Origin of the sequence: Pseudomonas sp. KBS0710 (assembly GCF_005938045.2) — a bacterium.
Taxonomy (GTDB): Bacteria; Pseudomonadota; Gammaproteobacteria; order Pseudomonadales; family Pseudomonadaceae; genus Aquipseudomonas.
Genome location: NZ_VCCF02000001.1, coordinates 4,429,589 through 4,442,272 on the forward strand (window position 1 = coordinate 4,429,589; position 12,684 = coordinate 4,442,272).

17 protein-coding genes are annotated in these 12,684 nt (G+C 60.0%); all 17 read right to left on the reverse strand.

Features of this window, described 5'->3' with window-relative positions; all coding sequences use genetic code 11:
- Positions 1–12 precede the first annotated feature (12 nt).
- From FFI16_RS20285 to FFI16_RS20360, 17 genes are read right to left on the reverse strand one after another with little or no spacing between them, the layout of a single operon-like run.
- The gene (locus tag FFI16_RS20285) at positions 13–984 is read right to left on the reverse strand and encodes a hypothetical protein (protein ID WP_138816507.1); all 972 of its coding nucleotides are present in this window, start codon (positions 982–984) and stop codon (positions 13–15) included.
- Positions 957–1,661, reverse strand: a complete 705-nt coding sequence (locus FFI16_RS20290; RefSeq protein WP_138816508.1) for a hypothetical protein — start codon at positions 1,659–1,661, stop codon at positions 957–959. The genes FFI16_RS20285 and FFI16_RS20290 overlap by 28 nt, the downstream gene beginning before the upstream one ends.
- A complete protein-coding gene (locus tag FFI16_RS20295) occupies positions 1,658–2,212 on the reverse strand; it encodes a DNA-binding protein (RefSeq protein ID WP_122527454.1) in 555 nt (184 codons plus the stop codon). The genes FFI16_RS20290 and FFI16_RS20295 overlap by 4 nt, the downstream gene beginning before the upstream one ends.
- Positions 2,209–3,111 (reverse strand): hypothetical protein, encoded by a 903-nt coding sequence (locus tag FFI16_RS20300; RefSeq protein ID WP_256666304.1) that lies wholly within the window; start codon positions 3,109–3,111, stop codon positions 2,209–2,211. The genes FFI16_RS20295 and FFI16_RS20300 overlap by 4 nt, the downstream gene beginning before the upstream one ends.
- Positions 3,112–3,127: 16 nt before the next feature.
- A complete protein-coding gene (locus FFI16_RS20305; protein ID WP_178112696.1) occupies positions 3,128–3,625 on the reverse strand; it encodes a hypothetical protein in 498 nt (165 codons plus the stop codon).
- Positions 3,622–5,961, reverse strand: coding sequence for a phage tail protein (locus FFI16_RS20310; RefSeq protein WP_138816510.1), 2,340 nt, complete (start codon positions 5,959–5,961; stop codon positions 3,622–3,624). Before FFI16_RS20310 ends, FFI16_RS20305 begins: the two co-directional genes overlap by 4 nt.
- A 9-nt stretch (positions 5,962–5,970) precedes the next feature.
- Entirely contained in the window at positions 5,971–6,495 is a 525-nt protein-coding gene (locus tag FFI16_RS20315) for a phage tail protein (protein ID WP_069553413.1), read from the reverse strand.
- Positions 6,492–7,664, reverse strand: a complete 1,173-nt coding sequence (locus FFI16_RS20320; protein WP_138814297.1) for a baseplate J/gp47 family protein — start codon at positions 7,662–7,664, stop codon at positions 6,492–6,494. Before FFI16_RS20320 ends, FFI16_RS20315 begins: the two co-directional genes overlap by 4 nt.
- Positions 7,661–7,978: a DUF2590 family protein gene (locus FFI16_RS20325; protein ID WP_069553415.1), complete on the reverse strand. Its 318-nt coding sequence runs from the start codon at positions 7,976–7,978 to the stop codon at positions 7,661–7,663. The genes FFI16_RS20320 and FFI16_RS20325 overlap by 4 nt, the downstream gene beginning before the upstream one ends.
- A complete protein-coding gene (locus FFI16_RS20330; protein ID WP_138816511.1) occupies positions 7,975–10,335 on the reverse strand; it encodes a phage tail tape measure protein in 2,361 nt (786 codons plus the stop codon). Before FFI16_RS20330 ends, FFI16_RS20325 begins: the two co-directional genes overlap by 4 nt.
- A gap of 6 nt (positions 10,336–10,341) precedes the next feature.
- On the reverse strand, positions 10,342–10,485 hold the full coding sequence (locus FFI16_RS30930) for a hypothetical protein (RefSeq protein ID WP_370881244.1): 144 nt from the start codon (positions 10,483–10,485) through the stop codon (positions 10,342–10,344).
- Between the two features lie 20 nt (positions 10,486–10,505).
- Positions 10,506–10,793: a putative phage tail assembly chaperone gene (locus FFI16_RS20335; protein WP_138816512.1), complete on the reverse strand. Its 288-nt coding sequence runs from the start codon at positions 10,791–10,793 to the stop codon at positions 10,506–10,508.
- A gap of 31 nt (positions 10,794–10,824) precedes the next feature.
- Positions 10,825–11,283, reverse strand: coding sequence for a lysis system i-spanin subunit Rz (locus tag FFI16_RS20340; RefSeq protein WP_138814295.1), 459 nt, complete (start codon positions 11,281–11,283; stop codon positions 10,825–10,827).
- Positions 11,283–11,816: a lysozyme gene (locus FFI16_RS20345; protein WP_138816513.1), complete on the reverse strand. Its 534-nt coding sequence runs from the start codon at positions 11,814–11,816 to the stop codon at positions 11,283–11,285. Before FFI16_RS20345 ends, FFI16_RS20340 begins: the two co-directional genes overlap by 1 nt.
- On the reverse strand, positions 11,813–12,019 hold the full coding sequence (locus FFI16_RS20350; RefSeq protein ID WP_053253846.1) for a hypothetical protein: 207 nt from the start codon (positions 12,017–12,019) through the stop codon (positions 11,813–11,815). The genes FFI16_RS20345 and FFI16_RS20350 overlap by 4 nt, the downstream gene beginning before the upstream one ends.
- On the reverse strand, positions 12,016–12,234 hold the full coding sequence (locus FFI16_RS20355; protein ID WP_138816515.1) for a TraR/DksA family transcriptional regulator: 219 nt from the start codon (positions 12,232–12,234) through the stop codon (positions 12,016–12,018). Before FFI16_RS20355 ends, FFI16_RS20350 begins: the two co-directional genes overlap by 4 nt.
- Entirely contained in the window at positions 12,234–12,683 is a 450-nt protein-coding gene (locus FFI16_RS20360) for a phage protein (protein ID WP_053253844.1), read from the reverse strand. The genes FFI16_RS20355 and FFI16_RS20360 overlap by 1 nt, the downstream gene beginning before the upstream one ends.
- Between the last annotated feature and the right edge of the window lies 1 nt (position 12,684).

A 12,684-nucleotide genomic window follows, 5' to 3' on the forward strand; every position in this document is an offset into this window, starting at 1 on the left:
GGATTGGTGAAGCTACAAAGTGACAGGTTTCAACTTTCCAGCCATTTGAATGGCGGCACCGGCGTTGGCCGTGAATGCAGCAGCGTTACTAGGTGGCGGCGTTGGTCCATGAGTATGAGCAGCCAGTTGCGTGTTCATCTGCTGCAGCAAGTCGAGGGTGTCACACACGACCTGGAAAAGATTGACGCTCTCGGACCCGATCCAATTTTTCGGCGCCTGCAGTCGCTGGCTGACAGCTGTCACGCTTCTGCGAAGCCCCTCGATCTTCTCCGCCATGTCGCCGCCTATGGTGGCGTTGTACTTCTGAGCTACCACCAGGTTCAAATCCCGCCCGGTGGCCTGGTGTAAATCATCAACCGCCGCCAGGCTCGCAGATCCGCCCGAAAGCAGCTTGAGAGCGCCCAAGGCTTCAAGCGTTTTAATCCCCCCTACCGACTCGGTTGAGTGATCGTCCACGGTGCGGCTGTGGCTCTGGAATCTCTCGGTATTACCCATCGCATGCACTTCGCGTTCGATCGCCTTGTCCACGATCTTGCCGTCAGTCTGGCGCAGCCAATTGCCGTCAGCGTCTACCCGCTGCTGACAGGCTTCGCTGTGCTGCCACACCTGATCGCCCTTCGGGACGCTGGGCATACTCAAGCCGTGCGGCAATATCGTTTGAATATACGGTTTGTGCGGCAGGCCGTAGGCGAAGCACACGACAACTTGGGTGCCTTCCTCGGGGAATGCGTAGATGCCCATCTCTTCGCCGCCGGTGGGCAACGGCAAAGGCACGCCGGCCAGGATCGGCAGCTTGGTGTCTGGCTCGCCGTCCGGCCCCAGGACCTCGATGTCGACCGCGTAGCGCGGGCGGAAGTCATCACAGATGCCGGCGCCGGCCGGGGCATCTGCCACGGCTACGACCCGGGCAAAGCGTGGCAAGTGGTAACCGCCGGTGAGTTCGGGGAATTGTCGTTCTACGCTGCGGCGAATTGCGTCGTCCATCGGATGGCCATCTGGTTGTCGATGAGCGCCACACTGGTGATGCGCTCGCCGTGGTTGATCGTTGCACCTGGTCGCATTCCTGGAAGGGCTGCAATCATCGCGCTCTGGTTGCCCTGGTAGTCGTCAAACAGCTCCACCGGCAGCTGCAGCGACGAGCGAACGCCAAAGAAGCTGTCAGCCCAACTGCCCACAAACACTTCCCCGTCACCCTGCTGCTGCCAGATGAAGTCGGGAATGTTGAAAACCCGGGCCAGGCTGTCCATCGCTTGATAGCCGGCGGCCAGGCTGTAGAAAAAAGGCGCCTTGACACTGGCATACGGCTGTTCCGGTACGCGAAAGCGCAAGCCCGTGTGCTGGCTGATCTCAACCAGGACGGCGCGTAGGTCGACGTGGCGCAGGTTCAGCGGCAACGGGTTGGCCAGGATCGCGGCAAGTTCTCGGCAGAACAGCACCTGCTGGGTGCTGCTGGCCGTGGTGGAGCGTTCCACGTAGCCGATGAAGTGACGCTGCAGCGTGCCGCCGTTGTAGCCGATATCGAGCGTTACCAGGCCTTTAACTGGCGCTTTGGCCTGAATGGTAAAGGTCGCCCGGCCGGGGCTTTTTGCGTCCAGCCGGACTTCGTTTTTCACCAGGACGTAGGGCACGCCGTTTATGGCCAGCTCCTTGTGCAGCTTCATGTCTTGTCACTCCCACCCAGCCAACCATCCACCTTTTTCAACGTGGCTTCGAAGCCGGTCAGTTCCTCGGGTCCGTCGCTCGAGTCGCCACTGGTGCCGCCAGGGCCGCCGACTGCCCCACCGGGGCCCGACTGTGCTGTCACCGCGTTGCCCGATCGCCGCCCTTCGACTTTCTCCGGGTTCGACAGCTTTTCAGTCAACGTGAACTGAATCAGCCAGCCGCGCAGGTTGTCGTCTTCACGGGCGCTGACGCCCTCAGTGAAGGTCACCTGGCGCATGCCGAACGCAGCGGCGGTGTCGTTGACGATGCGGTATGTCTTGAGCTGGCCACCGCCTTCGGTCGCTTCCACCAGGCGCATCAGGTCACGCAATTGCACCTGGTCAACGAAAGGAATCATCAGGCTGACCGTCAGGGTCTTGGGCTTGAAACCCTTGTGCCCCTTGTCGGTGTTGCTGGTCTGGCCCGACAGGTCGTCGCTCTCGATGCGCAGGTTGCCGGTGACCTTGAGGTTCTTCCCGCGCACCTCTTGCCCGTCAAGTAGCAGCGTCATAGGCCCACCAGTTCACGAACGAAGCTCAAACCCTTCTCAGATCCCACCAGCAGCGCACCGGCGCACAGAACCCATTCATGCCCTGGGCCATCACCCGCCAACAGTTCCTGGCGTAACTCTGTGGCGCTACCGGGGCCGATGAGGCGGGCGCGCATGCTGCTATCCGGACTGCCATCAGCCAAGAGGGCTTTCAGGTCGGCCAGATGCTGATCACGATCCTTTTGCTGAGTGGCCTTACGGTTGGCCAGTGCGGCAAGGTCGGCCATGGGCGAGCTGTCGGCCGCGTAACCTTCCAAGACGGCCAACTGGCCGGCCATAGATTGCTGCGCGGCCTTGACCACAGTGCAGCGCTCCAGGGGCAGTGCTTGCCAACGCGGCAAGGTGCCGGCGGCGGGAATCTCCCACTTTTCTGTCTCCAGCTTCGACAGGTGCCGTGCACGGCGTTCAGCTCTCACCAGGTCAGGCATCGGTACCAACGCATTGAAGCGCGCCAGGCTCGCAGCCAACTGATCAAAGCGTGTGGACAGGAACATCAGGCACAGGGCGAACTGGGGGCCGTTCGGTCGCCCGGTGTCGCTCACGTCCACCAGTTTGCCGGCGAGCAGCTGCAGCAAGTTCGGCGCAGACAGGAAGCGCTGATAGCCGCGGCCCTGGCCAATACCACTTTGGAACGGCGTCACTACCAGGCACGTCGGCGCTTCGCCCAACTGTTCTGTGATTGCCGAGCGGCCGGCCGCTATCGCACCTTGAGCGGCATCACCCACCGGCCCAGGGCTTGTTGAGGCTTTCCCGTTGAGGGCCGTCAGACGCTTAGAAGTGCTGGCCAGCTCGCCGCCGGCAAGCCCTTGAGCCGCTGACAGTTGCCCCATCCATTGGGTGGCCTGCTCGGGCCAGCGCATAGTCACTGGTGCCCAATCATTCGCCATTTTGTAGAACCGCGCTCAACCAGGCAGGGGCTTTGGGCTGGGTCGACTCCGCCGGATAGCGTTTGGCTTTCGGCCAGTCTCTAACCGCCTGACGCCAAGTCAGCAGAGCTGTGAATTGCTCAGCATTGATTGGCAAGTCCCCGCCCAAGTCGCGGGCGTCGCGGTATTGAGCAACGAGCGTTTCCGTTTTCTGCAAACTTGTTTCAGCCCAAAGTCGTGCAAGTACAAGAGGATCTGAATCGACGAAAACATCCTCCGCATATTTTGAGAACTTCCCGCCGTCGTCCAGGTAGGCGCGAATGGCCTGATACAAAGGCCTGTTGTAGTCCTGGGTAACATGACAACGATTACCGGCAACGGTGACCACAAAAGTTTTGTCCGCTTTAACTGACACGTCGCTGAACATCACCATTATTTCCGCAGGCGGGGCAGATGGTGAATCCTCGATCGGAGCCGCAACTTCATTCTTTTCAAATTCCTCAATCAAGGTGCATACCTCCAAGCAAAGCCGTAAATAGTTGCTCCACCAGCAAAAGAAATAACTGTCCCACCAGGGGCGTGGCCACTTTTGCCAACAACGCCCTGGCCGGATATGTAGTAGTGCATCAGCGAGTAACACCATGACCCGCCAGGTGGGAGCTGTACCGACGTACCGGTTACTCCGACACCCATAAAGTTATCGCTATCAGGCCTGTAAAAATTCTTCTCGCCCCACTGCAGCCCCATGTCGGAAGTATCAACCTGAACACGCATGCCACGGCCTTGCCCATCCCAACCGTATTTAATTTTGTTAGAGGCTTGGCCGGCGCCGCCGCCCTGTTCGACAGGGGTAAATCCAAGCTGTGTCTGTAAGTAGTAAACCTGCCCATTTTCTTTATGACGTAAGTACGGAAAAATAGGATTCCCACTGGCAAATCCGACCGTGGACACTGAGTCGCCTACAGTTCTCAGTAAAAGCTGTTGATTCGTTTGTTCAACTGTATAGGCATTGGTAATTCCATATGCGGCAAGCGTACTACCTTTGTTTGCCTTCTCATCAGGGTTAAAATTATAAGAAGACCAGACAACACCGAGATCCAAACCGTCAACGGTAGCTTTTAGCCCCGTAGAACTCCACCCGATGCTAACAGCATTGTCCAGCTGACCTATTCCGCCACCTTGCCGCACGGGCGTAAACCCCAGCCTTGTTTGCAAGTATTGAACGAGCCCGTCTGACTCCCGGCGAAAGTATGGAAGCTTGGCGTCATTCCCGGCAAAACCAGCGGTAGTTATTCCGTCCCGAATAACTCGGTAATTGATCTGTTGATTTGTCTGATCGATTGTGTAGGCATCGGTAATTCCATAACCCGCAAGAGTGCCTGCTTTATCGGCCTTCGAACTCGGATTAAAGTTGTTTTCAGTCCAGATACGCCCCAAGTCGATATCATCAACGCTCGCCTTTAAACCGATCGAGGACCAGCCAATACAAACTCTGTTGAAGGTCTGACCAGCACCACCGCCCTGCTTTACAAAGCCGTTGGCCACCTCACCTCGGGTGTAGGCGTCAGTGATTCCGTACCCCCCCAATGTCGTGGGATTATCGCCTGCAAAAACAATCCCCTTCGCGTTAACCGCCACTTTTGTGTAGCCACCGGGCGTCACCCCACTGTTAGCCAGCGTCAGCGCAATTTCCGGGTCAGCGGTGCCGTCAAACGTCGCGCTACCTGTTGCCGCGCCACTAAATTTAAACGTACGCGCCGTGGCCAGCTTCAAGGCTTTGCCGGCCGCTGTGGTGCCGGTCATCAACGCGTTGATGCCGGCATACAGGTTGTTACGTACCAACTGCACCATATGCGTGGTGGCCAGTACCCAAGGGTCATCCGAGTTTGAATCACTGCTGATGGCATTCGGGATCTGCCCCAGCCCCACGTCATCCTTTGTCGTGGACCGAGCGCGTAAGCCCGGATAATCACCAGTACGAGCGGCTAGGTGCTTGATCAACTCGCCAGTGATCGGCTCAACGGCTCGCAGATCGCTGATTGCGGCCGTTGTTGGCAGTTCCGCAATGGGCACCAGGTAATGCCGTACACCTGTGCTGTCGGTGTAGTCCTGCTTGTCCCAACCAAACACAACCTGGAACGTACCGACCACATCGCTCAATTCGCGCTGCAGGCGTACGTCAAGCCATGCCACGTTAGGGATTGAAGGAACAGCAACAGCTTGGACGCCTTTTAGCTCCAGCCGAACACCTTCTACATAGGCAATGCCAGGTTTCAGGCTGTACGCATTGCCCACTTTTTGCAGTTCAAGCGCACTGCCGTGGAAGCAAGCGCGCCCGAAAACATCGCGATTGCTCAAGCGCTCGCGCTCATCAATGCCGCTTAGGCGCACGGTGAAGTCATGCTGCCAGGTGCTGGCATCGATCTTGATCCCGGTCAGCGCCTGGGCGCCGTCAAACACCACCAAAAAATTACGCGTCACGTTGTTGCCGATCTGACGCGGCGGGATGTTTCGGCGCTTTTGCTGTACCGGCACATACGCTACGGCAAGCAATACGTTTTCACTGGTCTCAAGGCCGATCCAGTTGAAGTCAAAGTCTCCGATATCGCTACCGAGCATCAGGCTATAGACCACCTGGTTCGGGTTCACGAAACCTTTCTGGGTAACGTCATAGGTGCCGACGATTTGCGCCGGCACTGGCTTGCCCGCTGTTCGATCCACACCGGCATTCGGGTCAAGTCCTGGCACGTTGGCCAGGACAAATCGGGCAACGCTCAGCGATTGTTGTGCGCCGATTTTCTGCGCGATCAGGCTTTCACCTGCAAGGGTAATGCTGGCTCCCATGGGGGGCTCCTACAGGCTGGCAACCAGTGTTTGCTGGTCGTCGTTGAAGTCCACCGCGACGATGCGCAGTGATACGGGGGTGATGGTCACGAAGTCATAACGCCGGCAGGTGCGGCCGTACTGTTGAATCAGCACGCGCATCAGCTCGGGGTTTTGCGACAGTTGGGAATCGGAGAGGCGCAACAGCACTACGTCCCAATCCCGATCGGGCAGCCGCTCGTTGATCTCGACATAGCCAACGCCCAGTCGCTGCAGGATGCGTTTGAGGCCAGCCGTGCTGCCGGCGTCGACCGCGTTTATGAAGGCGAACTTCACCCGCAGCCGGTAGAGGCTTTCCGGCTCGTCTTTGAAACGGCTGATATCGCGCTGCCAGGCCAGCAGATCGAGGACGGTCAGGTGGCAAGTGTCCGCGTCCATTTGCAGGAGCGGCCACTGCAGCCAACCTTCGACCTTTTCCCACCAGGACTGGGCGGCGGCTTTCAACTTGGCCAACTGCGGGCCGTCCAGCCAGAAAGGCAAACTCAGCTTGATCATGCCGGCACCACCTGCAGGGTCTTTATCCTGGGAATGCTCAGCTCTGACACGATGTCGGCATTGTCAAAATGTAGCGACTCGATGCCGGCGAACTGCTGGTGAAGTTCTTCGCCCAAGCGGCTGAACGAAAACCGTGACTGGGGATAGGTCAGCGTCGGCTGATAGTCGCCCGTGCCGCTCTCGCGAAAGGCTGCCCGGATGAACTGCCCAATTTCCGCCTGCAGCTTTTCGCGCTGCTCGACGGTCAGCAACGATCGTGGCCACCAGGTGAGGCTTAGCGCGTGCTGTGTCTCAGGCATGACCATCACCAGCAGGTCATCACCGTGGCCATGGTTGCCTTGGTCGCGGATATGCGCGTTGATTTGCTCCAGGTAAGTCGCCGCCGGCACATCCGCATCAAACAGCACATAGGCATTGGCGCTGCCTGGGCCACGTGGCGCGCCGTGCAGGAAATACACGCCATCCGGCCGCACGCCTGGGAAGGCTGAAATCATGGCGCGGTACACCGAGTCGGTGTGCCACTGGTTGACCGCCGAGAACTGGTTGCGTGTGCGCAAACGCAGCTGATCGTCCGGTTCAGGATCTGCACCTGGAGCAATCAGCCAGCCGTCCGCGTTCACCACCTGGGCAATACCGGCAATCGGGACGGGCAGAATGGCGTAGTAACCTGGGGCCAGGTTGTAGCCGCTGCCCACTTCCTGGGCTTCTACCGGGACTTCCAGCTGCAGTACGCCGTCCGCGAAGGTCACGGCCTGGGTGGTGATCAGTTGGTAAATATGGCCGTTGATCGCAGCCGATTGCACTAGGACGCCGGCGGGCAGCTCCAGCACGCCACCGGCGACATCGCGGGTAAACAGCAGCACGCCTTTGGCCTTGGTCGCCCCTTTGCGCTCGACGTTGACCGCCCAGGCCAGCATGTCCAGCCACTTGCCCACAGCGGTTTTAACAAAGAAGTTGGGCAGGACGGTGCCGCTGACAAAGTTGATCAGCCACAACACCGGCTTGGTCACCAGCGCGGTGATCAGCCGCCAGAACGGCGAGTAGGCGCTGGTGTTGCTCAGCTTGCTACCTTGCGCGGCAACTTCGCTTTCCCAAGCCTTGCGCAAGCCGTCCTCAGTCACCGGAATGCCGCTGTCTGCCAGCGCTTGTTTAAAATCTACGTCGCTCACAGCGTCACCTCGATATCGCCAAATTTCAGCGTTTTCGCCGTGACCAGGTAGCGGCCAGACTCCACTTGTTTAATCAACGCCGTGCCCGGCACCAGGCGCGCGTCGGCCTCTACCAGCAGTTCCAGTTGTTGGATGCAGTCGCGCTGACGCAGACGGCTGCGCTCGGCCACCAGCGTCACCAGCAACCCGCTCTCGCGGATCATGTGCGCGATGTCCTGGGCGATGCTGGCCCGGTCCTCGATCAGCAGCGGCTGACGCGATGGGTCCAGTACCAGGTCGTTGTCCATGATCAACAGATCGATGTATTCGCTCATCCGCCCACCGCCATGGCCAACATGCCTTCCAGTTCGAGCGGATTTATTTGCTTGGCGGTGTGAATGTTGACGTTCTCCACATGAGTGCCCTTGTTCTGGGTTTGATTGTTGTTCTGGATGCTGGCCAGGAAGCCGCCCCGGGGCACGGCGTCAGGCCGTTTCGGAGACAGGCTTGATACCGAGCCGTTGATGCGCTGCTGGCTTTGCTCAGCCTTTTCCGTTGGAGCGGAAGCGGTGACCAGGGGCGGCGTCTGCAGCGGCTGCGGGACAGTCAGCTGCGGCCCGATCGGCGCCGGCGTTTGCACCGGTGGCACTGCCACCAGCTTGGGCAACGTGCGCGGCAATTCCTTGGGCGTGCGGGGTTGTGCCACCGGTGCCAGGACCTGGGGCGGAAGCTGTGCCGGCGGCTGCAACGCTGCAGGTGCGGCCATGGCCGGGGCTGGGGCCAATACCAGGGCCGGAGCCTTTGCAGGGGGCTGCAACGCTTCCAGCGTCGGCATCACTGGCGCCGGTGCTTTTGGCGTAGGAGCCAGCACCAGGGGCGGTGCCTGGATCGGTTGCTGGGGCGCGCTCACCAGTTGCGGCAACAACGGAGCTTCCACTTGCGGGGCACTGATGGTGGGTAGCTCTGGCGCCGCCGGCATGTCCCCGAACGCCGCTTCAATGCTCACGCCGGGGATCTTGTTCAACATCTCGATCAAGCCATTGATAGCGCTTTTAATGACGTTGACGATGGCGTCCCACGCGGCGCTGGCCATGTTCGACCAACCGCCCATCGAGTCGAACCACGCCGACAGCGCAGCCAGTTGCCCGCTAACCCACTGGAACGCCTCGCTGTTGAGCAGGGCACTGGTCCAGTCGTCCCAATAGATGATCGCCGCCGCCACGGCCGCGACCAGCGCGACAATGCCGATTACGATCCAAGCCACCGGGTTGGCCAACAACGCGGTATTGACCAGCCAGATGGCGCCCTGCCACAGCAACATCGCGCCCTTGACCAGGCCCATCCAGGCGACCATCAGCACCAGGCCGGCCACGAACCCCACCACCATGACGGTGTGGTACAGGAACATGGCAATGCTGCGATAACCCGACCAGGTGAGTGCGTTCCACACCACCATGGCCCCTAGCCACGCCATTTTCGAAAGCCCCACGGTCAATGTGAGCAACGACATGGCGGCGGTAATCGCCAGGAACGACAGGGTTACGATCCCAATAAGGCGGGTAATGTTGGGGAACAACTGGGTCCAGCGGGTCAACGTACTGGCAATCCCCACCAGGCGCTCCATCAGCGGGGTCAGGATCGGAATCAACGCCTGGCCAAACGCGATACGCAGCGCCTCTACAGCGGCTCCGAACTGCTGCCACGGGTCCACCATGTTCTTGGCCATGCGTTCGGCGTTTTCTAAACCACGCACATTGCCCAGCCGTTCCATCCCGTTTTTCAGGCGGTCTGTGTCGCCCATCAGGCTGGTGATCAAGCGCGCCGCTTCACCGCCGAACGCATCGCGCAGTTGTTTACCGTTCGCCTCAATCGACAGATCGCCAAACTTACCTTTTAGCTTGTCCAGGATGTCCATCATCGGCAGCAACTTGCCCTGCTGATCCACGAACTTCATGCCGAGCTTTTCAGAGGCAGCGCTGACGTTTTCAAAGAACGATTTGTAGAGGCCGCCGGCCTCCCCTCCGTCCATGGTGCTGCCCAGCGTGCCCAGCACAGCCATTTGCTCAGCCAGGCTTACGCCGGCGGTGCTGGCCAGGCCACCGGCAGCCTTGAACGCCTCGCCGATCTGCTCGCCACTTGTGCGAAACAACTGCACAGCCGTAGCGGTCTGACCCGCCAGGGTCTCGACCCACTGGCCCTTCCCCATGGCGTCGGCCTGGCCTTTGAACAGGTTGTACATCGTGCCGACGTAGGTGCCCATGGTCGCCGCATCTGACTTGGTGGCCTTGGCCAAAACGTTGCTGGCATTGGTGAAGGTGGCCAACTGGCTGCCGACCATTCCCTTTATCCCGCCCTCGATCTGATACGCCGAGGCGACAAAATCCCGGGCGTTCTCTCCGTACGCCACGGAAAACTCCAGCGACTTGCGGTTCAGCGAGTTCAGCGCGTCTTCGGCCACGTTCAGCGATCGGACCTCGCCCAGGGCGCGGTTCATCTCCAGGGCGGGTTCCATGGATTGGGTGATACCGACATAGGCGCCCGTGATGCCCGCCAGACCAAAACCCATAGTCTTGATATGCTTTTCGCTCTGTTCGGCCAAGTCGGAAAACCCGGTTTTGACCTTGCCCAGCGGGGCGGTGACCTTATCAGTCAGGCTCAAGATGAAAGCCAGGCGGGCGCTTTTGTCAGCCATCAGTCGTTATCCGTTGAGTGCGTATGCGATGCCGTTAGCAATGGCGATTTCCATGCGGCGCCAATGCTCGTCCTCCAGCCACTTGGCCGTGCCCATCACCTCGGCGGTGGGCTCGGCACCTGGTAGCCAGCGGCCGGCCAGGGCCACCAGTTGGCCAAGGCCGCTTTCGGTCAGGCGTTCAGCGTGGTCGAGGGCTTTTTTACGATGATTTCAACGTCCGGGCCGTACTCTTCCAGGAGCGCGCCGGCAAGTTGCATGACCAACACAGGGTTGCCCAACTGGGCCTTGAGCGTGGCGCGTTCTTCCTGCTTAACAGTGGTCACCAGCAGGTTGTTGGCTGGCGAAACCTTGTTGGTCTGGGTAACGGCGTTGAAGTACTTCGTCACGTCCTGCGGGGTCAGTGCGAAGGTGAATTCTTTGTCGCCTACTTCCAGGGTGATATCGCGTGTATCGGTCATGGTGTTGCTCCGTTCAAAGGTTGGGTGTCAGTTATGGTTGGCGCGGGCAAACCCGCAGGGCATGGTCTTGCAGGCCCAGGATCATTTGCCGGCTGAGGGCAAGCTGATCTCTGAGGGTGAAATAATCCGATCGAGCGTCTGTTGTGAGTTCGGCGGTGGCTGCATCAGCCACGCCGCCGGCGCCGGCACTGGCGGGCACTGGGGCGCTGCAGGTGGCGTTGAGGCGCAACCGCTTACGGCCAGTAGCAACATCAAGGCGCAGAGCATCGTTTTCAGCACGTTCATGGTTCAGTTCCTGGGTACGTTGAAGGTCGATGGCGTCACGCTCAGCCAGCATTTCGCCGCTGATCCGCGCCGCCTCTCGCAGGCCGTTCACTTCAAACAGCGCCGCGTCACGCTCGATTCGTGCGGTGTCGCGCTGGCCCTGCAGCAGGTCAAAGCCGAACCAGGCCACCAGGCACAGCACCAGGATGAAAGTGCCTTCGCGCATCACAGGCCCGCCTTACAAAGCTCGGCCTCGGCCAAGCGGCGTTTATGCAAACCCCGAACAAATACCTTCTGGCCATCAGGCTTGCTGATGAAGGCCCAAACCGGTGTTTTGCCGTCAGGTGCCCAGGCAAGCGCCTGGCAGCCCTCTTTTATACGGCCAGCATTGATCAGGCCCACGGCGCGACTGGCGCATGTGCTGGGCGTGCCGAAGTTGTGGCCATGGCTGCTCAGGGCGTCGAACGTGTTCTGGTCCACGTCCTGATTGGTGATGCAGTCGGCCAGCTGCAGTTGGCCTTTACTGATCACCAGCTGCTCCACCTCGTTGCAGCGCGCATCCGACCAGTAGTCACCGACAACCACCGGATACGGGCTGGTATGGCCGGTGATGCCCTTGCACACGGTTGGCAGCCCACGGGCCAGCTTGTCGGCATAAACCATGTTCTGGCCGTTGCCTTCCCAGGTGCCCAGGAACACGACGAGTGTGGAGCTGCAGAGCGCGATGGCGCCGGTGGCGATCTTGCCGCGCAGGCTCATGGCTTCACCTTCCAGTCGCGCAGCATCTGGCGATACTTGGGAACCAACAGCAGGATCTGCAGCACCATGTAAACGGCAGTCAGCATGTAGGCGACAGCCGACCAGTCGATGGCTCCTGTCGCCCCAGTGGCGGCTACACCGATCGCAGGTGACGCCTTCGCCAGCGCGATGGCGGTGTCCTGAGCCGCCTGATTGGTGCTCATCGCTGCACTCCTTTTTCGAAAAAAGACTGGCACGGGACACAGCGGGTCCTGCCGCCGAGCGCCTGGCGCGCTGCAGGAATCTCGTTACCACAGTCCTGGCAGTGAGTAAGGCTTGGGCCCGCTGACTCACGCCGGGCCTGGGCCAACTGGGCGTTGATAGCCTGGTCCCGCTGACGTTGTTCCAGGGCTTGGGCGCGATCGAACGGGCATACCATCAGCTAATGCCCTCGATCTCGGTGGAGTCCAGGTAAGGCACGCCGTTGATGCGGATAAAGTCCGGGCTGGTAACCTCAAAGGGCACCTTGTGCTTGGTCTTCTCGCCGCCCTTCGGATCGATGCTCAGCAGACTGGAAATCTTTAACTTGCAGCCGAACGCCTCGATGCGCAGTTCGTCGTCGCCAGCCTTGGCGAAAAACACCACGTCGAACGCATCCAGCTTGCGGAAGCTGCCGGCAGTGCGCGCCGCTTCGACCACCAGGTTAAAGTTGGTCGAGTCCAGCTCAACTTCCCCCGCCGCCGCCACATCGCCGTCGACGTAGCCGTCAGGCACGCCCCGGGTTTGCGCGGTCTTGCTGTTGTCGGTGATATCCAGGGTGCAGCTTTCGACGTGTACCTGCAGATCGCCCAGGTTCACGTCAAAGTTCTTGCCGCCAATACGTGACATG